Origin of the sequence: Streptomyces sp. NPDC008317, assembly GCF_042955955.1 — a bacterium.
GTDB lineage: Bacteria > Actinomycetota > Actinomycetes > Streptomycetales > Streptomycetaceae > Actinacidiphila.
On sequence record NZ_JBIBFQ010000003.1, the window covers coordinates 439443 to 460014 of the forward strand.

The 20572-nt window shown below is 73.1% G+C and carries 17 protein-coding genes; 3 read left to right on the forward strand and 14 right to left on the reverse strand.

Annotation, left to right across the window (positions count from 1 at the left end; genetic code table 11):
- Positions 1–109 precede the first annotated feature (109 nt).
- A complete protein-coding gene (locus ACFY9V_RS11590; protein WP_391160955.1) occupies positions 110–2050 on the forward strand; it encodes a GAF domain-containing protein in 1941 nt (646 codons plus the stop codon).
- Here ACFY9V_RS11590 and ACFY9V_RS11595 read toward each other — a convergent pair.
- The 3 genes from ACFY9V_RS11595 to rocD form a co-directional block, all read right to left on the reverse strand.
- Positions 2047–2871: a hypothetical protein gene (locus ACFY9V_RS11595; protein WP_391160956.1), complete on the reverse strand. Its 825-nt coding sequence runs from the start codon at positions 2869–2871 to the stop codon at positions 2047–2049. The genes ACFY9V_RS11590 and ACFY9V_RS11595 overlap by 4 nt on opposite strands.
- Positions 2872–2873: 2 nt before the next feature.
- Positions 2874–4112, reverse strand: a complete 1239-nt coding sequence (locus tag ACFY9V_RS11600; protein ID WP_391160958.1) for a CoA transferase — start codon at positions 4110–4112, stop codon at positions 2874–2876.
- A gap of 188 nt (positions 4113–4300) precedes the next feature.
- Positions 4301–5509, reverse strand: coding sequence for an ornithine--oxo-acid transaminase (gene rocD, locus ACFY9V_RS11605; protein ID WP_391160960.1), 1209 nt, complete (start codon positions 5507–5509; stop codon positions 4301–4303).
- Between the two features lie 10 nt (positions 5510–5519).
- Between rocD and ACFY9V_RS11610 the strand changes: the two genes are divergently transcribed.
- The gene (locus ACFY9V_RS11610) at positions 5520–5708 is read left to right on the forward strand and encodes an Lrp/AsnC ligand binding domain-containing protein (RefSeq protein ID WP_391160962.1); all 189 of its coding nucleotides are present in this window, start codon (positions 5520–5522) and stop codon (positions 5706–5708) included.
- Positions 5709–5712: 4 nt separating this feature from the next.
- On the opposite strand, the gene ACFY9V_RS11615 is transcribed toward ACFY9V_RS11610, so the two are convergent.
- The 3 genes from ACFY9V_RS11615 to ACFY9V_RS11625 are packed head-to-tail and all read right to left on the reverse strand — an operon-like array spanning position 5713 to position 9586.
- The gene (locus ACFY9V_RS11615; RefSeq protein WP_391160965.1) at positions 5713–6909 is read right to left on the reverse strand and encodes an amidohydrolase; all 1197 of its coding nucleotides are present in this window, start codon (positions 6907–6909) and stop codon (positions 5713–5715) included.
- Positions 6906–8483: a hydantoinase/oxoprolinase N-terminal domain-containing protein gene (locus ACFY9V_RS11620; protein ID WP_391160967.1), complete on the reverse strand. Its 1578-nt coding sequence runs from the start codon at positions 8481–8483 to the stop codon at positions 6906–6908. The genes ACFY9V_RS11615 and ACFY9V_RS11620 overlap by 4 nt, the downstream gene beginning before the upstream one ends.
- On the reverse strand, positions 8480–9586 hold the full coding sequence (locus tag ACFY9V_RS11625) for a DUF917 family protein (RefSeq protein ID WP_391046362.1): 1107 nt from the start codon (positions 9584–9586) through the stop codon (positions 8480–8482). The genes ACFY9V_RS11620 and ACFY9V_RS11625 overlap by 4 nt, the downstream gene beginning before the upstream one ends.
- A gap of 74 nt (positions 9587–9660) precedes the next feature.
- Between ACFY9V_RS11625 and ACFY9V_RS11630 the strand changes: the two genes are divergently transcribed.
- Positions 9661–11145 (forward strand): helix-turn-helix domain-containing protein, encoded by a 1485-nt coding sequence (locus tag ACFY9V_RS11630; RefSeq protein WP_355332829.1) that lies wholly within the window; start codon positions 9661–9663, stop codon positions 11143–11145.
- A 24-nt stretch (positions 11146–11169) separates the two neighbouring features.
- On the opposite strand, the gene ACFY9V_RS11635 is transcribed toward ACFY9V_RS11630, so the two are convergent.
- The 8 genes from ACFY9V_RS11635 to ACFY9V_RS11670 all read right to left on the reverse strand — a co-directional run bounded on the left by ACFY9V_RS11635 (position 11170) and on the right by ACFY9V_RS11670 (position 20526).
- Positions 11170–11829, reverse strand: coding sequence for an FMN-binding negative transcriptional regulator (locus ACFY9V_RS11635; protein ID WP_355332832.1), 660 nt, complete (start codon positions 11827–11829; stop codon positions 11170–11172).
- Positions 11822–12688: an alpha/beta fold hydrolase gene (locus ACFY9V_RS11640; RefSeq protein WP_391160970.1), complete on the reverse strand. Its 867-nt coding sequence runs from the start codon at positions 12686–12688 to the stop codon at positions 11822–11824. The genes ACFY9V_RS11635 and ACFY9V_RS11640 overlap by 8 nt, the downstream gene beginning before the upstream one ends.
- 8 nt (positions 12689–12696) lie before the next feature.
- The gene (locus tag ACFY9V_RS11645) at positions 12697–14178 is read right to left on the reverse strand and encodes an amidohydrolase family protein (RefSeq protein ID WP_391160973.1); all 1482 of its coding nucleotides are present in this window, start codon (positions 14176–14178) and stop codon (positions 12697–12699) included.
- A gap of 30 nt (positions 14179–14208) precedes the next feature.
- Positions 14209–15066, reverse strand: a complete 858-nt coding sequence (locus ACFY9V_RS11650) for an ATP-binding cassette domain-containing protein (protein ID WP_391160975.1) — start codon at positions 15064–15066, stop codon at positions 14209–14211.
- Complete coding sequence (locus ACFY9V_RS11655) at positions 15063–16778, reverse strand: ATP-binding cassette domain-containing protein (RefSeq protein ID WP_391160977.1); 1716 nt, start codon at positions 16776–16778, stop codon at positions 15063–15065. Before ACFY9V_RS11655 ends, ACFY9V_RS11650 begins: the two co-directional genes overlap by 4 nt.
- On the reverse strand, positions 16775–17815 hold the full coding sequence (locus ACFY9V_RS11660; protein ID WP_355332846.1) for an ABC transporter permease: 1041 nt from the start codon (positions 17813–17815) through the stop codon (positions 16775–16777). Before ACFY9V_RS11660 ends, ACFY9V_RS11655 begins: the two co-directional genes overlap by 4 nt.
- A 4-nt stretch (positions 17816–17819) precedes the next feature.
- Positions 17820–19427 carry an ABC transporter substrate-binding protein gene (locus ACFY9V_RS11665; protein ID WP_391160979.1) on the reverse strand — a complete coding sequence of 536 codons (1608 nt, stop codon included), beginning with the start codon at positions 19425–19427 and terminating at the stop codon, positions 17820–17822.
- Positions 19428–19770: 343 nt separating this feature from the next.
- On the reverse strand, positions 19771–20526 hold the full coding sequence (locus ACFY9V_RS11670) for an ATP-binding cassette domain-containing protein (RefSeq protein WP_391161383.1): 756 nt from the start codon (positions 20524–20526) through the stop codon (positions 19771–19773).
- Positions 20527–20572: the final 46 nt, after the last annotated feature.

Genomic DNA, 20572 nt, shown 5'->3' on the forward strand with positions numbered 1-20572 from the left:
CGGAACCCCCCGCTATGGACCATCAGCACGCCGTACGGCACGCTGAGTGTGCGCAGCGCACAGCGGCCGACGGCGGAGGCCGGCGCGGCGCGCGGAGGGAGCGGTCGCGGTGGAGAGCGGAGCCGAGCGGGCGGACCGGAGTACGGCGGACGGCGGTACGGCGGACGGCCGCGCGCGGGCGCTGGCGGTCGTCCTGGACGCGGCCGTCGGCGAACAGGCGGTGGACCCGTACCGGCTGGACGGCGCGCTCGCGGACCTCGGCGTGACCGGCGGCGCCGCGGAGCGGCTGTACCGGCTGCGGCGCGACCAACTGCGGCTGCGCCGCCGTGAGCACGAGCTGACCGCCCTGTTCTCCAGCGCCCGGGAGCTGGCCGAGGAGCGGGACGCCGACGCGCTGCTGGCCCGGCTGGTGGAGCGCGCGCACGACATGATCGACTCCGACGTCACGTATCTGTCGGAGTTCGACGCCGCCAGCCTGACGCTGCGGGTCCGCAAGACGGCGGGCTCGGTCAGCCCGCGCTTCCAGCGCCTGGTGGTGCCGCCCGGCCGCGGACTGGCCAGCCTCGTGGTCGAGACCCGCGCCGCGCAGTGGGTGACGCGCTACGAGGACGACTCCGCCGGGTGGCACGAGGACTCGCTGTCCGAGGCGGTCGCCGCCGAGGGCCTGGTCTCGCTCCTCGGCGTGCCGCTGCTCTCCGACGAGGACGTCCTGGGGGTGCTGTTCGTCGGGACCCGCGACGAGCACGCCTTCACCCCCGAGCAGGTCGCGCTGCTCTCGGCGCTCGCCAACCACGCCTCGGTAGTGCTCCAGACCGCGCAGCGGCTCCAGCGCCTCCAGCGCTCGCAGGAGGAGGCGCGCGACGCCCTGGAGCGGTTGAGGGAGCACCTGGTCGAGCGGGACCGCGCCAACGCGGTGCATCAGCAGCTCATCCGGTCCGTGCTGGAGGACAGCGACTTCTCGCCGATCGCGGAGAAGCTCGCCGAGGCCCTGGACCGCGCGGTGGCCGTCGTGGACGAGTACGGCGAGGTGATCGTGACGGCCGGGCGCGCCCTGTCCGCCGACGAACTGCGCCGCGCACCCGTCGCCGAGGCCGTCCGGGCCAGCCATGACTCGGGCCGCTGCGTCCTGGTCGAGGACGGCGGGGACATCGGGGCGGTCGCCGCCCTGACGACCGGCTCGTACTACTTCGGCGCGGTGCTGCTCGGTACGGGCGGTTTCCCGCTCAGCTCCGTCGACCTGCGGACCATCGAGCGGGGGGCGCAGGTCGGCACGCTCCTGGCCATGCAGCGGCAGGCCGTGTCCGACGCGGAGCACCGCAGGCAGGGCGAGTTGCTGGCCGATCTGCTGGACGGCTCGCCCGACCGCCGTCGCGACGCGGTGCGCCGGGCCAAGCGGTTGCGCGTCCCCGTCCAGGACCTCGACACCCTCGTGCTCTTCGCCGTGCCGGGCGAGCACCGGCCGCAGGCGACCCGTACGCTGCTCGGTCCGCTGCACAGCCGGGCGCTGGTGGGCGAGTACGGCGGCCATGTCGCCGTCGCCCTGTCGTCCCGGCAGCCCGGCGTCACGGTCCAGCGGCTCCACGACCAGCTGCGCGCGGCGCTGTCGGTCCCGGTCCTGTCGGTGAGCGCCGCCGCGTCCGGCGACCTGCCCGCGGCGGTCGTGACGGCGCAGCGCACCGTCCGGCTGCTCCAGGCGCTGGGGGCGGGCGACCTCGCGGCGCGGGCCGAGGACTACCACCCCTACGCGGCCGTCTTCGAGCCCGACCCCGCCGCCCTGACCGCGTATCTCGACACGATGGTGGGGCCGGTACGGCGCTACGACGCCGAGCACGGTACGGATCTGCTCGCCACCCTGCGCGCCTTCGTGCGCAATCAGTCGAGCCCGACCAGGACCGGCCGGGAGCTGGGCTTCCACACCAACACGATCCTCCAGCGGATCGAACGGCTGACCCGGCTCCTGGGCGAGGGCTGGCGCGACGACGAGCTGTTCTTCCGGCTGTCGCTCGCCGTCCGCCTGGACGAGATCGCCGAGCGGCTGCGCCGCCTCTAGAGCGTGTCCGTACGCACCCGGCCCCGGGCGAGTACGCGATGGTCGGCGTCCAGGGCGCGGACCCGTACGCCGTCGGCGTCCTCGCGGCCGACCAGGGTCACCGGCCGGTCGACGAACGCGGGCGAGACCGAGCGCACCGAGAACTCGCGGACCGTGCGGCCGGGCAGTGAAAGCGTCGCGAAGTCGAGCAGGAGCATGCGCATCAGGGGGCCGTGCACCAGCAGGTCGGGCAGGCCCTCGACGTCCTGCGCCCAGGCCCGGTCGTAGTGCACCCGGTGGGTGTTGAAGGTCAGCGCCGAGTACCGGAAGAGCTGCCGGCTGTCCAGGGTCGCCCGCCGCGACCAGTCCCACTGCTCGGCCTCGCCCGCGGGTACGTCGGCGGGCGCGGCGGCGGGGTCGCTCGCGGGCAGGAACACGTCGTGCCAGGTGCTCGTGACCGCGACGGCGCCGTCCACCAGGTAGCTCCGCTCGATGTCGGCGAAGACCAGCTCCCCCGCCCGGCCGCGCTTGCGGGTCACGGCGCCGAGCGCGGTGCGCTGCTCGACCGTGTCGCCGTAGCACAGGGGCCGCAGGAAGCGGGTGTCCTCACCGGCGTACATGCGCCGGGGCAGGCCGGGGTCGGGCACCGTGCCGTCGGCGCCGGGCGAGCCGTCGGGGCGCAGGTCGGCGAAGGCCGCGTCGAAGGGGAAGTAGATCCCCTCCCAGCCCGGGGGCAGCGGCTCGCCGGGGACCGGCTCAGGGGCGCTGGGCGCGAAGGTGGAGCGATACGCGGCGGCGGGCCCGGTCAGCAACGGCTCGCGACGGACGATCTCCTGACCCATCGTCAGATCACCTTCGCCGCGCGCAGCTCTTCGATCCGCGCCCGGTCGTAGCCCGCGAAGCGGCGCAGCACCTCGTCGGTGTGCTCCCCCACCTTGTTGGCCGGTCGCCCCGGCACGGCGGGGGTGGCGCTGAGCTTGATGGGCGAGCCGAACATCCGCAGCGCGCCCAGCGGGCCGTAGTCGGCCTCGACGATCATGTCCCGCTCGGCGGTGCCCGGGTCCTCGACGACCTCCCCGATGTCGCGGACGGCCGTCAGCGGGATGACATCGCCCGCGAGGTCTTCGAGTTCCTGCCGGGTCCGCCCGGCGAACCAGCCGGTGACCAGCGGCTTCACCCGGCGGTCGTACGTCTCCTTGTCGAAGCGTTTGCGCATCGTGTCGATCTCGGGGTCCGTGGCCGCCTCCGGTGTGCCGAACAGCGCGCAACTGGCCGCCCAGAGCCTGTCGGTGTAGCCGCCGAAGAACACCTGCCCGTCGGCGCACGGGAACAGCTCGTACGGCCTGACCCAGGCGTGCTCGTTCCCGGCCGGTGCCGCGACCTTCCGGTCGACGGTGTAGTCGACGACGGCCGTCTCGGTCATGGCGACGACGCTGTCGACCTGGGCGACGTCGACCAGTTGGCCGACGCCGGTGCTCTCGGCGTGCCGCAGGGCGGCCAGGGTGCCGATGACGGCGAACATCGTGGCCGACAGGTCCCCGATGGTGACGCCCACCCGCACCGGCGGGGTGTCGGGGTAGCCGTTCATCGACCACAGGCCGCCCGCGGCCTGCGCGGTGCTGTCGAAGGCCGGACGGCGGCGGCGGCTGCCCGTCTGGCCGTAGCCGGAGATGGCCGTGTACACCAGGCGGGGGTTGATCCCGGCCAGCACCTCGTAGCCCAGGCCGAGCTTGTCCATGGTGCCGGGCCGGAAGTTCTCGACGAGGACGTCGGCGTGGGCGACCAGGTCCTTGAGGGCCTGCTTGCCTTCGTCACGGGCCAGGTCGAGGCAGACACCGAGCTTGCCGCGGTTGTACTGGCCGTAGTACCCGCTGAACTCCTCGTCGTCCGAGCGCAGGTACGGTGGGAAGCCGCGCGAGACATCGGGGTTCGCGGGGTTCTCGACCTTGATGACGGTCGCGCCGAGGTCGGCCAGCGTCTGCGCGGCGTACGGTCCCGCCAGGACGTGGGACAGGTCGACGACGACCACTCCGGTCAGTGCGGCCCTGCCGTCGGCGCCGGTCTCCGGCTGGTCCCTGTGCATCGCGCACCCCTGCCTCTTCGTTCTCGTCGGCTCCGCCGCGTGGACACGGCCCGCGTGCCGTATGTCTGTTTCCGCCTCTGCGCCGCACGATAGCCGTGGCGCCGACCGGCGGCGATGGGCCCACCGTCCATCACCACCGCCGGATCCTGGGCCCTCGTCACTGCCGTCCCGTGGACGGCGGAACCCGCTTACGCCAGTGCCCGCAGGACGTCGGCGAGCTGGGCGACGCCCCAGGACAGCTCGCTCGGCTCGATCACCAGGGGAGGCGAGAGCCGCACGGTGGAGCCGTGGGTGTCCTTCGCGAGGACACCGCGCCGGGCCAGTTCCTCGCAGACGGTACGGCCGGTGGCGAGCGCGGGGTCGACGTCGATCCCCGCCCACAGCCCGATGGTCCGGACCGAGACCAGCCCCTGGCCGACCAACGGCGTCACCTCGTCCCGCAGTCGCGCCCCCAGGGTCCGGGCGCGCTCCTGGTACTCCCCGGTCTTCAGCAGGTCGACGACGGCGGTCCCGATCCGGCAGGCCAGCGGGTTGCCGCCGAAGGTCGAGCCGTGCTGCCCCGGGCGCAGGACACCGAGGATGTCGCTGTCGGCGACCACCGCGGACGCGGGGACGATGCCGCCGCCGAGCGCCTTGCCCAGGATATAGACGTCGGGCGTCACTCCGACGTGGTCGCAGGCGAAGGTCTCCCCCGTGCGCCCCAGGCCCGACTGGATCTCGTCGGCGAGGAACAGGACGCCCCGCTCGTCACAGATCCGGCGCACCGCGGGCAGATAGCCCGCGTCGGGGATGATCACACCGGCCTCGCCCTGCACCGGCTCCAGCAGCACGGCGGCGGTGTCGGGGGTGATCGCCGCCTCCAGGGCCGCGGCGTCGTTGTAGGGCACCGTCACGAAGCCCGGGGTGAACGGTCCGAATCCGTTCCTGGCGTCGGGGTCGTCGGAGAAGCCGACGACGGTGGTCGTCCGGCCGTGGAAGTTGCCGGAGGCCACGATGATCTCGGCCCGGTTCTCGCGGACGCCCTTGACCTCGTAGGCCCACTTCCTGGCGACCTTGATGGCGGTCTCGACGGCCTCCCCGCCGGTGTTCATCGGCACCATCATGTCCTTGCCGGCCAGGTCGCAGAGGGCCGCGGCGTACCGCTCCATCTCGGTGTGGTCGTAGGCGCGGCTGATCAGGGTCATGGCCGCGAGCTGGTCGTGGGCCGCCGCGAGCAGGGTGGGGTTGCCGTGGCCGAAGTTCATCGCGGAGTAGGCGCTGAGCATGTCGAGGAAGCGGCTGCCCGAGGCGTCCGTGACCCAGACGCCCCGCGCGGACTCGGCCCGCACCGGAAGGGGCGCGTAGTTGTTGGCGAGACGGCTCACCCGGCGCTGCGGAACGGTGGTCTCTGCGTGCACAATGTCCTCCTTGAACGTTTGTTTCGAACGTGTCGGGGTGTGGAACGTGTCGGCGGACGCGGACGCCCTGGTCCGTGTCCTGGCGGGCTCCATCGCGGAGTCGGAGGACACCATCGAGCAGATCCGCCGCACCGACCGGCTCTACCGGACCCGGAGCGCGATCGTCCTCTCGCGCCTGTTCGAGCGCGCGCTCGGCTGAGCGGTCACCGCGGGCGCGGCGCCCCTCGGCCCGCGAGGCGGCGCCATGCCAGTTCCGCCAGGAGCGCCGCGTGTTCGTCGAGGCGGGAGTCGTCGAAGACCGCCCGATCGGAGTGCATCGGACCGCTCGTACCGGCCTCGGGCCGTACGCCGAGGAAGACCAGCGTGCCGGGCACCTTTTCGAGCACGTAGGCGAAGTCCTCCGAGGCCATGCCGGGGAACGGCAGGCGCACCACCCGGTCGCCGTAGCGCTCGTCGAGCACCGCGAGCACCCGCTCGGTCTCTGCCGGGTCGTTGACCGTCACCGGGTACGACTCGACGTACTCGGTGTCGACCGCGCAGCCGTGCGCCTCGCCGAGCGCGACGGCCAGCGCCGGGAGTTCGTCACGCACCAGCGCGAGCGTCGCGGGTGACAGGGCGCGGATGTTCGCCTCCAGGCTGACGGAGGCGGCGAGGACGTTGCCCGCGGCGGAGTCGGAGGAGACACGGGTCACCGAGACCACGGCCGGGTCGGCGACCGGTATCCGGCGCGCCACGAAGGACTGCGTCGCGAGGATGATCTCGGCCGCCACCGGGACCGGGTCGAACCCGTGGTGGGGGTAGGCGGCGTGGCCCCCGGTCCCGGTCACCCGGATGTGCAGCGCGCTGACGCTCGACATCATCGGACCCGGCCGGGTGACCGCCCGGCCCTTCGGCGTCACGCAGTCGACATGGACGGCGTACGCGGCGACCGGGCGCTCGCCCGCCGCGTCCAGGACGCCTTCCTCGATCATCAGCCGACCGCCCGCGTATCCCTCCTCGCCGGGCTGGAACATGAACACGACGGTGCCGGGCAGTTGCGCGCGGCGGGCCGCGAGGAGCCGGGCGGCGCCGACCAGGCCCGCCATGTGCAGGTCGTGGCCGCAGGCGTGCATGGCGCCGTTGGCCGCCGCGAACGGCAGGCCGGTGGCCTCCAGGACCGGCAGGGCGTCCATGTCGGAGCGCAGCAGGACGACGGGGCCCGGCCGGCCGCCGCGCAGCACGGCCGTCACCGACGTCAGACCGTCCCCGGTGGTGATCTCCAGGCCGAGGCCGTCCAGCGCGGTGAGGACCGCCGCCTGCGTCCGGGGCAGGTCGAGGCCGACCTCGGGGTGGGCGTGCAGTGCGCGGCGCAGCGCCACGAGGTCGGCGAGCGCCGCGTCACCCGCGGTGAACCCCGTCACCGCGCCGCGGCCCGTTCGCCGAGCCGCGCCAGCGGTCCCGCGGCCTTGACCGACACTTCCACGGTCGGCCGGTCGCTGTAGGGGACGGGGGTCTCCAGCACGTCGACGACGGCCACTTCCAGCGGGTCGGCGCCCGCCTGGATCGCCTTGGCGATCGCGGCCTCCGACGCCTGGGCGATGGCCGCCTCCCGGTCCTCCAGCGGGCTGATCTGGTCGGCGCGGCCTCCGGCGAGCGAGATCGCGGCGCCCACCGCGTTCGCCACGTCGCCGTGGTCGGGCCGCACGATGGGACCGGCGCCCGGCAGGTCGTCGGGTACGAGGAAGCCGCCGCCGCCGACCACCACGAGCGGCAGGTCGGCGCGGCCGAGGGAGAGCCGTTCCACGGCTTCCTCGATCAGCACGTGCGCGCGCTCCAGGGCGGCGCGCAGCGCCTGCTCGTTGGCGGCCGTCTGGGCGGGGAGGGTCCGTCCGGCGATCGAGGCGCCCGCGAGGGCCGCCGCGTCGGTCAGGGTCGGCGTCCGGCCGCCGAAGAGCAGGCCCTCCGTCGCGATCCGGTAGCCCACCGAGCCCGGTCCGACAGCGCCGGTCACCGGGTCGATGGTCGTACCGCCGCCCACGCCGAGGCTGAGGATGTCGGGCATCCGGAAATTGGTCCGTACGCCGCCGATCTCGCGGGGCAGCGTGGACTCGCGGGGGAATCCGTTCACCACGACGCCCAGGTCCGAGGTGGTGCCGCCGACGTCGATGACGATCGCGTTGGTGGCGCCGGAGAGGTAGGCCGCGCCGCGGATGGAGTTCGCGGGGCCGGAGCCGATGGTGAGCACCGGGTACCGGGCGGCGTAGTCCAGCGACATCAGCGTGCCGTCGTTCTGCGCGAAGAAGGTGACGGCGTCGAGCCCTTCCTCGTCGACGACCGTCACCAGGGCCTCGGTGACCGAGCGGGCCACGCTGTGCAGCGCCGCGTTGAGGACGGTGGCGTTCTCCCGCTCCAGCAGACCGGTGGGACCGATGTCGTGGCTGAGGAAGACGCGCGCGTCGGGGCCGAGGTGGGCGCGGAGCAGTTCGGCGACCTCGAGTTCCTGGTCCGGCATCGAGGGGCTGAAGATGCCGGTCACGGCGACGGCGTCGAAGTGGTCGAGGCCGTCGAGGAAGCGCAGGATGGCGTCCCGGTCCAGCGGCGCGATCGGCGTGCCGTCGACCATGTGGCCGCCGCCGACCATCGCGGACCCGGCCAGGATGAGCCCGGCGAGATCGCCCGGCCAGCCGAGCAGCGGCGGGTACTCGGTCGCCGCCGGGGCGCCGAGCCGGATGGTCGCCACCCGGTCGAGCTGCCGCCGGGCGACGATCGCGTTGGTGGCGTGCGTGGTGCCGAGCATGACCCGTGAGACCCGTGACCGGTCCTCGCCGAGCGCTGTGAGCACATGGGCGATTCCGGCCCTGATGCCGCCGGTGACGTCGTCGGTCGTCGCCTGCTTGGTGTGGGCGAGCACGGTGCCGGTGCTGTCGATGGCGACGGCGTCGGTGTTGGTGCCGCCGACGTCGACGCCGATGGAGAGATCGCGCGTGGCCGTCATCGGGTGCTTCCTTCGAAGGGGGTGTAGGTCAGCTCGTATCCGAACGCCCGCGGTCCGGCCAGTTCCAGGCCGCGCGGTGTCCGCCAGATCGGGTCGCAGGCCCAGGCGAGTACGGAGACGCGCTGGCCGTACCGCAGCATCTCGGTGGTGATCGCGTGGCCGGTCTCGGCGTCGATGATGGTGACGTTGTCGGGGACGCTCACGAGCACTTCGCCGTCCTCCAGGACGACCAGGTTCTCGTTCTGGATCTCCAGGCGCTGGAGCCTGCCGCGGTCGGTGCCCGTACCGGCGATCGTCACGGAGCCGCGGGAGAAACCGCCGACGGTGCGGCGGTCGAGGTCGGTGATCTTGCCGGTGAGCAGGATCGAGCCGCCGAGCTCCGCGGCCACGGCGGCGACCGGCTCGGGTGAGGAGAGCAGGGCGTGGCCGACGCGGATGGCGGCGCTGACCGTGCCCTCGACGACGGCGCCCTTGGCCGTCTCGGCCGTGAGGGGGTAGTGCACGCCGAGGCAGATGGAGCCGCTGGCGACGGTGAGGGCGCGCGCGTGCCGCTCCAGCCAGTGCAGGTCGACGGTCTTGAGCACCGAGACGTTGCCGACCACGTCGCTCAGGACGGAGAAGTCGCACGGGACACCGGCGACGTTCATGGCGACCATCGCCGCGTCGGGGAAGGCCCGGCCCATGCCGTCGGCGTCGAGCAGCTTCAGCCCGAGGCGGGAGGCCCAGCCCACCGGCCCGACGCCGTTGCTGCCGCCGATCTCCGCGGCCATGAGGGCGGTGATGGGGCGGCCGGCGACGGCCTCTGCCTCGCGGACGAGGAGGTCGACCTGGCGGTTGGAGGAGAGCATCTCGATGCCCACGGTGGGGGCGCCGATGCCCGACATGAGGATCACCAGGTCGTCGGGGCCGAGATCGTCGACGGTGACCAGGGGCACCGGGCCGTTCGCGCGGAGCGCTTCCTCGGCGACGATCTGCGAGGTGTAGACCGCCCCGCCGCCCCCGGTGCCGAAGATCGCTGTGCCCGCGGCCAGCGCCGCGACGTCTGAGGCCGCGACGGCGGAGGCCCTGTGAGGGGCGGGCGCGTCGAGGGGTGTGTGAACCATGGGCCTCACGATATGGCGGCGCCCTGACCGCACCTATGGCCCGAGAGTCCAGAGAATCGCGTCATACTGTGCTGATGGCACAACTGACCGTCTCCGACCTCGCCGCCCAGGGCGACCGCCTCGGCATCCGGCACCGCGCCGGGCCCGCGGACGGGCGCGCCGTCGTACGGGTGGACGTCTCGCCGCTCGACCTGCTGGGCACCGTGCCCGCCGGAACCCTCGTCATCGTTCCCGGCACCGAGCACCCGCCGCCGTACCGGCTGGACGTGGCGCTGCGTCAGGCGAGCGCGCGCGAGGTCGCGGGGCTCGTGTTCACGACCGAGCTGACCCTGCCCGACACCGCCAGGGTGCTCGCCGACCGCGGCGGTGTGCCGGTCTTCGCCGCTCCCGGCGCGCGGTCGGCCGATCTGGCCCTCGTGGTCGACCGGCTGCTGTCGGGCGGCGCGTCCGAGGCGATCATGCGGGCGACGCACGCCATCGAGAAGGCCACCGAGGCCGCGGCGGGACCGGACGGGACGCCCGAGCACATCCTCGCCGAGGCCAACCGCATGCTCGGCTCGGAGCTCGCCGTGGTGGAGGACGCCACCGTGACCTGGTCGGCGGCCGACGCGGTCTGCGTCGGCGAGGTGCCGATCGGGCGGCTCGTCGGGAACCGGTCGGACCCGGCGATGGCCATCGCCCTGCCCGTCGTCGCCTCGCTGCTGTCGCGGGCCGCCCAGCGCCAGATCAGCGACCGTTTCGCGCCCACCCAGTCGCGGTCGGACCTCATCGTCGAGCTGGTGCTCGCCGAGTCCCACCGGGTCGAGGGCTTCGTCGGCCAGGCCGCGATGCTCGGGCTCCCCCTCCAGCTCTCGCACGTCGCGGCCTGGCTGATCCCGACCGGCCTCGACAACCCCGAGGCGCGGGCTCCGCGCAGCGTGCAGCCCGCGCTTGAGCTGTTCGCGCTCCAACTGGTCGACGGCCGGGACGAGATGTGGCACGTCGCGTTCGTCCAGGACGACCTGCTCCTGGTCAGCACCGAGGAGCACGGCGCGGGCGACCACCAGCGGCGGCTGCGGGAGGTGGCCGTCCGGCTCCAGGAGTACGCGCGCGGCCTGACCGGGCACGGGTGGGAGTACACGCTCGGCCTCGGCACCCCGCAGACGGGCGCGGCGGGGCTGCGTTCGTCCGCCGCGGAGGCGCGGATCGCCGCCGGTTCCGCGATCGCGGCCGGGCGCCTCGGCAGCGTCGAGCTGACGGACGTGACGGGCCTGCGCCGGGTGCTGCTCGACGTGTACGCCTCCCCGACCAGCCGCAGCCTGCTGGCGGACATCCTGCTGCCGCTGGACGCGCTCGGACCCGAGCGGGCGCACATCTCGGTGCAGACGCTGCTCGCCTACCTGTCGCACCGCAACTCCCTGGCCCACGCGGGCCGCGAGCTGAATCTGCACCCCAACGCCGTCGGCTACCGGCTCAAGCGGGTCCGCGACACGCTCCAGCTCGACCTCGACGACCCGGACACGCGCTTCGCGGTCGAACTCGCCTGCCGGGTGCGGCTGCTCGGCGCCAGCCGCCGCTGAGCGACGGGGCCGGGCACGGCGCGGTCAGTCGCGCACGGCGCGCATCCGCGCGGCAAGGCCGGGGTTCGCGTACGGGCCGTCCCCGTCGAGGGCCGCGAGGATGCGCGCGACGACCGGTTCCGGCTTGTCCTGGCTCATCTTCTCCTTGGTGACCGCGCGGGTGACCCGCATGCGGAAGCCGACCGTGCCGTGCACGATGCGCTGCGCGTAGGCGGCGTTCTCCGCCGTGCCGCGCATCAGGAACGGGTTGGGCACGGGCGCCTCGAAGTGGGCCACGAGCCGGTCGAGGACGGCCAGATTCTCCTCGTCGGGGAGGATGTCGGGCACGCCGTACAGGTGGGCGGTGGCGAAGTTCCAGGTGGGTACGGCGGTGGGCAGGTCGTACCAGCTCGGCGAGATGTAGCCGCTGGGGCCGTAGACGACCACGCACAGCTCCTGGGTGCCGAGCCGGTGCAGCGCCTCGTCGGGGCGGCCGACATGGCTGACCAGCACCAGTTCGCCGGGGGCCGTGGAGTCTTCTGGGGCCCCGGACTCCTCGGGCTCCTCGATCAGGAACGGGTAGTGCGAGACGACGGGCCCCGCGCCGTCGGCGCCGTTGGACACCATGGTCGCCCAGGGGTGTCCGCGCAGCAGGTCCGCGGCCCAGGCGAGGCCGCCGCCGGTGTACTCGGGGGTCTCACGCATGGTCGCTCCGCTCCGCTCGCGCCGCCGTGCGCGCGAACGCGCGGACGAAGTCGGGCCACAGCTCGCGCGGGATGTCGTGGCCCATCTCCTCGTAGAGGTGCACCTCGGCCCGCGGCATGATCTCCGCGAAGGCCAGCGCGGCCCGCCAGTGCAGGGACTGGTCGCCGCGCCCGTGGATGACCAGCGTCGGCACCGTGACCTCGCGCAGGTCGTCGCGGCGCTCCAACGGGCCGCGCAGCATGGCGTTCCACTGCCGCACCAGGCCGTCGGGCCGGTAGACCCGGTCGTAGTAGCGGGCGCCGAGGGCGGCCGACTCCTCGGCGTCGAAGGGGAAGCCCGGCGACTGGTAGTTCCGCTGGCCGCCGACGAACATCTCGATGTAGGCCGCGCGGTCCAGCCGTTCGGGCGCCCGCGACACCGGCTGACCGTCCCCGTGCGTCCCGACCAGGAACTCCGGCTCGCTCGACGGCGAGGTCGACATCAGGCCCAGGCTCGCGACCCGTCCGGGGTGCTCGATCGCGACCAACTGCGCGATGTAGCCGCCCATCGACATACCGGCCAGGTGCGCGCGGCCGATGCCGAGGTGGTCGAGGAGCGCGACGACGTCGTCGGCCATGTCGGAGAGGTCGTACGTGGCGGCGAACTCGTCGGGTCCGCCGGTCTGCTGGGAGAGCCCGACGTCCCGGTTGTCCGGGCGTACGACGTAGAAGCCCGCGTCGGCCAACAGCGCCACGAACGCGTCGTGCCAGCCGATGAGTTGGGCGCCGCCGCCGTGCACGAGCACCAGCGGACGCCCGGCCGGGTCGCCGTCGGTCTCGTAATGGACCTCGATGCCGGCGGGGGTGATGAGGGTGGGCATCGGATCTCCTACAGGTTCGTCCAGGTGGGCCGGCCGCCCAGCACGGTGGCGGCGACCGGCAGGGTGCGCAGCGCTTCGGCGTCCAGCTCCAGCGGGTCCTCGTCGAGGACGACGAGGTCGGCCGGGTCACCGGCCGTCACGTCTATCCGGCCGCGGGCGCTCGCGGACAGGGCCGCCTCGCGGGTGATCCGCTCGTCCGGGTGCCAAGGCTCGCGGCCGTCGCGGCTGCGCGAGACGGCGGCGCTGATCGCCACCCACGGGTCGAGCGGCGAGACGGGCGCGTCGGAGCCGAGCGAGAGGGTCGCCCCCGCGTCCAGCAGCGAGCGGAACGCGAACGCCCGGTCGCTGCGGCCCGCCCAGTGCGTGTCGGCGACGTCGCGGTCGTCCATGGCGTGCTCGGGCTGCACGCTCGCGACCAGGCCGAGCCGGCCGAAGCGGGCGAAGTCGGCGGCGGACACGAGCTGGGCGTGCTCGACGGTGCCCGGTATGCCCAGGCGCTCGAAGGCGTCGATCACCTGGGTGTTGGCGCGGTCGCCGATGGCGTGGACGGCCGCCGCGATGCCCGCCGCGTCCGCGCGGGCGAGCAGTTCCCCGACCCGCTCGGGTGCGACGGACTGCACTCCGCACGGGTGCGGGTGGTCGGCGGGCAGCCCCGGATAGGGGTCCCAGCACAGCGCCGTACGGGTGTTGAGGGAGCCGTCGACCACGATCTTGAGCCGCCCCATGGTGATGAGCCCGCTCGGTTCGAGGAGGTCACCGGTCCGCAGGCCGCGGCCGATCGCGTCGTCGAGCCGGTCGGGCCACACCGACGCCTCCACGCGCAGCGCGGTCACTCCGGCGGCGACCCGCTCGGGCCAGAAGCGGGTGATGTCGGCGTTCTCGAAGTCCACGATCCCGACGACGCCCCTGGCCGCTGCGGCCTGGGCCGCGGCCCGGTGGTCGGCGGCCTCGGGCCGGTGGTCGCGGTCGAGGACGTCGAGCGTTCCGATCCACTCGGTCTCGCGCAGCACGCCGTCCTCGGGCGGGCGCACGCCGAGGCGGCGCGCGGCGGCGGAGTTGAGCCAGCCGCAGTGCAGGTCGCCGGAGACGAGCACCAGGCCGCGGTCGGCCGATATCGCGTCGAGGGCGGCCAGGCTCGGGGCGTCGGGCCACAGCGCGTCCCGGAAGCCGTAGCCGACCAGGAGGTCGGACGCGGTGGCGGCCAGCGCGTCGCGCATGATCGTGGCAGCGTGCGCGGCGGACGTGGCGGGGGCGAGGTCGACCCGGCGGCTGCGGATGACCCACTGGTCGAAGTGGGTGTGCGCGTCCCACAGGCCGGGGCGCACGAAGCGCCCGTCGAGGTCGAGGGCCGCCGACGGGAGGTCGCCGCCGGTCGGCGCGACGCTCTCGATCAGGCCGTCGCGCAGCACGAGGTCCCACTGCCCCGGGGTGCGCGGGATGCGCGCGCGGCGCAGGACGAGGTCGGGCACGGGGCTCATGGGCGACCGCATCTCAGGTGTTCCTCCGGATCTCAGGGGTCTTCAGGGTCGAGGGGTGCCGTCGAGGTCGAGGCTGGTGTCGAGGTCGGCGGTGTCGTCGAGGGAAGCGTCGTCGAGGTCGTCGAGGTCGAGCGGCCTTCCCATCACGGGGATCGACCGCAGCAGTTCGCGGGTGTAGGGATCGGCGGGGTCGGCGAGCACGGCGTCGGTGGGCCCGTGCTCGACGACGCGGCCGGCCCGCATGACGGTGACCTCGTCGCTCACGTAGCGCACCACGGCGAGGTTGTGCGAGATGAACAGCATGGTCAGGTGGAGTTCGCTCTGGAGCTCGCGCAGCAGATTGAGGACCACGCCCTGGACGCTGACGTCGAGCGCCGAGGTGATCTCGTCGGCGACGAGTACGGCGGGTTCGGCCGCCAGCGCCCGCGCGATGGTGATCCGTTGCCGCTGGCCGCCGGAGAAGCGGGCCGGTCGGTCGCCCGCCCGGGACGGGTCGATGTGGACGAGGTCGAGCAGTTCGCGGACCCGTGCCTCCCGGTCGGTCCGGTTGAGCCGCCGCCCGGTGGCGAGCAGGCCCTCCGCGACGGAGACGCCCACGGGCATTCGCGGGTCGAGCGCAGCCAGCGGGTCCTGGAAGACCATCTGCACCCGGCGGCGGGCCAGTCTGGCCTCGCGCGAGCGGGCGGTGAGGTCGACGCCGTCGAGGCGTACGGTGCCCGCGTCGGCGCGCGCCAGTCCCACCGCGACCCGCGCCATGGTCGACTTGCCCGACCCCGACTCGCCGACGAGCCCGAGCGTCCGGCCGGAGCGGACGACGAGCGAGGCGTCGTCGACGGCCGTCTGGGCGGCCCGGCCGTGGCCGAAGCGCACCGTGACGTGGTCGAATTCGAGCGTGCTCACGCGGTCGCCTCCTCCTGTGTGGCGACGCCGACCACCGGCAGCGCGCGGGTCCTGTCGGTCGTCATGTCGGGCACGCAGGCGATCAGACCGCGCGTGTACGGGTGCCGCGCCTCGTCCAGCCGTCGCGCGTCCAGCCATTCGACCACCACGCCGTCCCGCATGACGGCGATGCGGTCGCAGAAGCCGCTCACCAGGGCGATGTCGTGGGAGATCAGCAGGATCGCGGCGCCGGTCCGCTCGCGGGCGTCGCGCAGCGCACGCATCACCTGCCGCTGCACCGTCACGTCCAGGGCGGTCGTGGGCTCGTCGGCGATGATCAGCCGGGGCGTCCCCATCAGGCCCATCGCGATCATGGCGCGCTGCCGCATGCCGCCGGAGAACTCGTGGGGCAGCTGCCGGATCCGCCGTTCCGGGTCGGGGATGCGCACCAGGGCGAGGGCGTCCAGGGCCCGCTTCGTCGCGGCGCCGCGCGCCACACCCGCGTGGATCTCGCTGGCCTCGGTGAGCTGCCGGCCGACGGTGAGGGCCGGGTTGAGCGAGGACAGCGGGTCCTGGAAGATCATCGCCTGTTCCAGGCCGAGCCTGCGCCGCTCGGCGGCCCTGGGCCGCCGTTCCATGTCGATGCCGCGGAAGACCAGGCGTTCGCTCTCCACCAGCGCCTCGGGGCCGAGCAGTCCGGCCAGGGCCATGGCGGTGACCGACTTGCCGGAGCCCGACTCGCCGACGATGCCGACGACCTCCCCCGGTCCGATCGTCAGGTCCACGCCGTGCACCCGCTGGACCAGGGAGCCGTCGTCGGCGCGGAAGGAGACCCGCAGGTTCTTCACCTCGGCGACGGCCTCGCCCTCGGCCGGGGTGACGCCCGCGCCGTCCGACCGGGGGCGTACGGCGTGCACGGTCCGGGCGCGGGACTGGCTGAGCACCTCGCCCAGCAGCGAGAACAGCACACCGGTGAGCACGATCGCGATGCCCGGCCCGATCGCCGCCATGGGCGCCGAGTAGATGCGCTTGGAGCCCTCGTTGAGCAGCCGTCCCCAGTCGTACTGCGTGGGTTGCACGCCCAGGCCGAGGAAGGACAGCGCGGCGAAGGAGAGCAGCGTGGCCGACGCGTGCGCGGCGATGTTGACGACCAGCGGCGGCAGGATGTTCGGCAGGACGTGCCGCCGCGCGGTGCGCAGCGGCGGGCTGCCGACCAGCCGCGCGGCGTGCACGTAGTCGGTGTTGGCGACCGACGAGGCGAGGGTGGAGACCAGGCGCGCGAAGACCGGGACGCCCGCGAAGCCGATCGCGAACATCGCGCCGCGCGCCGTCGCGCCCCAGATGACGGAGAAGAACAGCGCGAGCAGCAGCCACGGGAACGACAGCAGGATGTCGATGAAGGCGGTGACCAGGCGGCGCGGCGCGCGCGGCAGCACCGCGGCGACGATGCCGAGCACGACGCCGCCCGCGACGGAGATGCCCGCGGCGCCCAGGGTCAGCAGCACCGACAGGCGGGTGGCGACGACGGTGCGGGCGAACAGGTCGCGGCCGAGTTCGTCGGTGCCGAAGGGGTGGGAGAGGCTGACCGGTGCCTGGCGGCCCGCGATGTTCCGGGTGGTGGCCGCGTGGTCGAACACGAAGGGGCCGACGACCGCGGCGAGCACGACGAGCGTGAGACCGGCGAGTACGGCGATGCCCTGCGGGGTGAGGAGGGTACGGCGCAGCATGGTCATGCCTCCGCGATCGTCGAGCGCGGGTCCAGGACCGCGATGGCGAGGTCCACGACGAGGTTCGCCCCGAGGACGAGCAGCGCGTACACGAGCACGATCCCCTGGATCAGCGGGTAGTCCTTGGCCGTGATCGAGGAGACGATCGTGGACCCGATGCCGGGCACGGTGAACACCGTCTCCACGAGCACGGTGCCCGCGACGAGTCCGACCAGCACCACGCCGCCCGCGGTGAGGGTGGCGGTGACGATGTTGGGCAGCGCGTGCCGCAGGTACAGCAGCCGGCCGGGCAGCCGCTTGCTGCGCGCGGTGGTCAGGTACGGGGCGTCCAGCACGCGCAGCATCTCGATGTGCACGATCCGGGCCAGGTAGGCCAGCGGCCCGATGGCCAGCGCGAGCACGGGCAGCACCGCCTGGCCGGGCGTGCCCCATCCCGCGGGCGGGAAGAGCGGCAGGCCGACGCCGAGGGTCGCGATGAGCAGCACCGCGAGCAGGAAGTTCGGGATCGCGATGAGGATGCCGAGCAGTCCCGACACCCCGAGGTCGAGGAAGCGGCGGCGACCGCTCCGGGCCGAGACCGCCGTGGCGACGCCGATCGGGAACGCGCCGACGACGGCGACGAGGAAGGAGATCACGGCCAGCAGCAGCGTGGTGGGCAGCCGCTCGCCGAGGATCTGGGAGACCGGTCGCTGCGAGGTGATCGACGTACCGAGGTCGCCGTGCAGCAGCGCGGTGACGTAGTGGGTGAACTGGGCCCACAGCGACTGGTCGAGGCCGAGCTGCTGGCGCAGCGCGTTCACCGTCGACAGCGGGGCGGTGGGCCCCAGGGCCGCTCGTACCGGGTCGCCCGGCACGAGCTGGACCATGAAGAACGACGCCACCAGCACGACGGCGAACGAGATCGCCGCGCGACGCAGTCGTTGCAGGACGAATTCGAGCCTCGGCGATCCGGCCAGGAGCCGGGGGCGCCCGGCCCGAGCGGCGGCCGGTTCGGCCTGCTCGGGGGGCGCGGCGGTGGTGACCGCGTTCGAAGGGATCGTCATGCCGTCAGCCCAGCATGCGGATGGTCGTCGGCGCGATGCCCCAGGGCACGTCGGCGGTGGCCTTGTTGAAGAAGGTCGGCGCCGCGGTCTGCGCGAGGGGGTAGGCGTCGGCCCGGTCGATCAGTTCCTTCTCCGCGCTCTGCCACAGGTCGCACGCCGCCGTGGTGTCCTTGGCGGTCATCGCCTGCTTGGCCAGGTCGTCGTACGCGGGGTTGCGCACGTCCATGAAGTTGTAGCCGCCCTTCTCGCTGGTGGCGCCGAGGAAGAACAGGCTGAGCGTGGAGGGCTTGTTGGGGGCGAGCTGGATGAAGCCGGTGTCCCAGTCGTAGGACTGGTAGAGGTCGGTGGACCAGCCGGTCGGGTCCTCGGCGACGAGCTTGGTGTCGACGCCGATCTCCTTCCACTCGGCCTGGATCTCCTCGGCGGCGGCGGAGTGGCTGGGCGTGCCCGCGTCGTACAGGAAGCGGATGGTCAGCGGCTTGCCGTCCTTGGAGCGCTTGCCGCCGGAGCCTGCCGGGTACCCGGCCTCGTCCAGCAGCGCGCCGGCCTTCGCCTTGTCGGTGGCGGGCAGCGTCCACTTCGGGCCGCCCTTGACGCACAGGAACGGCGCCTGGACGACCAGCGACTTCATCTCCTCGGAGTGGCCGTTGGTGACGAGGTCGCCGACCGAGGAGCGGTCGAGGGCGAGTGTGAGCGCCTTGCGCACGCGCTCGTCGGAGGTCGGCCGGCTGGAGCGCTCGTTGAAGAGCATCTCGCCGATCGGGTTCGGCACGCCCTTGGACGCCAGCTTGGCGGCCTGGAGGCGGTCGCGGTCGGTGCCCGCCACGCCTGCCGCGTTGAGTCCGCCGGACAGCAGCAGGTTCGCCGCCGTGGACTCGTCGGTCACGACCTTCCCGACGACCTTGTCGGGCAGCCCCTTGGTGCTGCTGGTGACGCCCTGGGGTCCCCAGGTGTAGTCGGTGCGCTTGGTGTAGACGTACTCGTTGCCCGCCTTGGCGGTGGTCAGGTGGAACAGCGCCGTGCCGTTGGTCGCGTTCTTCAGCGAGTCGGGCTTGTCGAGGCCGCCCTGGCAGACCATCTCGACCTCGCCCGTCATGCTGAGCAGGAACGGGTTGCTGGTCTTCGAGGTGATCGTGAGCTTGTTGCCCTCGGCCGTGGCCTTCATGTCGGCGGTGACGTCGGAGCCGTGCCAGAAGGTGCCGTGCTTGGCGTCCGCCTGGTAGGTGATGTTGTTCGCGGCCGTCGCGGCCGTGAACGTGCTGCCGTCGGAACAGGTGACGCCGTCCTTGAGGGTGTACGTCACGGAGGTGGGGGTCTGCGTCCAGCTCTGCGCGAGCCACGGCAGGGACTGGCCGTCCCCCGAGGTGTAGACGAGCGATTCGTAGGCGTACGGCACGAGCTGGCGCTGCACGAGCGAGACCCCGGTGAGCGGCGAGAGGCTGCCCGGGTCGTCGTTGAGCCCGACGTTGAACGTGCCGCCGGAGACGTACGAGGTCGGGCCTGCGCTCGCCTTGGCGCCGGAGCCTGAGCCGGAACCGCAGGCGGCGAGCGTTACGGCCGCGACCGCACATGCCGCGACCGCGACGGACGGCTTGAGGTGCTTCCTGGTCATTGCTGTCGTCCTTTGGTTCGACGCGGTGCGGGACGGGAGCCTGGTCGATGGGGCCGGGCGGCCCCGGGTACTCCGAGGCCCTGGGTCCGAGGCTAGAAAGCCCGGATACACCCGACAATGTGCCGACGACGCAGAGAATCGTGGCGCACTGTGCTGTGAGCACAGTGGCCGGCACCACATCGGCTCGTGACCGCGAGCCGTCCGGGTACCGGTGTCCCCGCACCCGCGCCGGGTACGGGCCGCTCGAAAGCCGTCCCGGCGCGGTGATCTCCCTGGAGACGATGCAGGAGCGGGCTCCGTACTTCAAGCCCCGACGGCATCGACATGTGCCGCGACCAGCGGTTCAGCTGCCGCCGCTGTGCTCCTCGTAGGCGGCGACGACCTCTTCGGTCGGGCCGTCCATCACCAGCTCGCCCTTCTCCAGCCAGATCACGCGGTCGCAGGTGTCGCGGATGGAGCTGTTGTTGTGACTGACGAGGAAGACGGTGCCCGCCTCCTTGCGCAGCTCCCTGATCCGGTCCTCCGAGCGCTTCTGGAAGGCGCGGTCACCGGTGGCCAGCGCCTCGTCGATCATCAGCACGTCGTGGTTCTTGGCCGCCGCGATCGAGAACCGCAGCCGGGCGGCCATGCCGGAGGAGTACGTCCGCATCGGCAGCGAGATGAAGTCGTCCTTCTCGTTGATCCCGGAGAACTCGACGATGCCGTCGTACCGCTCGCGCACCTCCTCCTGGGACATGCCCATGGCCAGGCCGCCGAGGATGACGTTGCGCTCGCCGGTCAGGTCGTTGAGCAGGGCGGCGTTGACGCCGAGCAGGGACGGCTGGCCGTCGGTGTAGACCCGGCCGCGGTCGGCGGGGAGCAGGCCCGCGATGGCCTTGAGCAGGGTGGACTTGCCCGAGCCGTTGGAGCCGATGATGCCGATCGCCTCACCGCGGTAGGCCGTGAAGGTGACGCCCCTGACCGCGTGCACGGTGTGGACGTTCGGCGAGGCCCTGCGGGAGACCAGCCGGTGCAGGGCGGAGGTCGCGTTGCCCCGGCCGGTGCCCGCGCCGTAGATCCGGTAGACGACGTGCAGTCCGTCGACGATGACGGTGGGCACCAGGGGCCGGACCAGGCGCGGGGCGACCTCCGGGGCGATCTTCGGG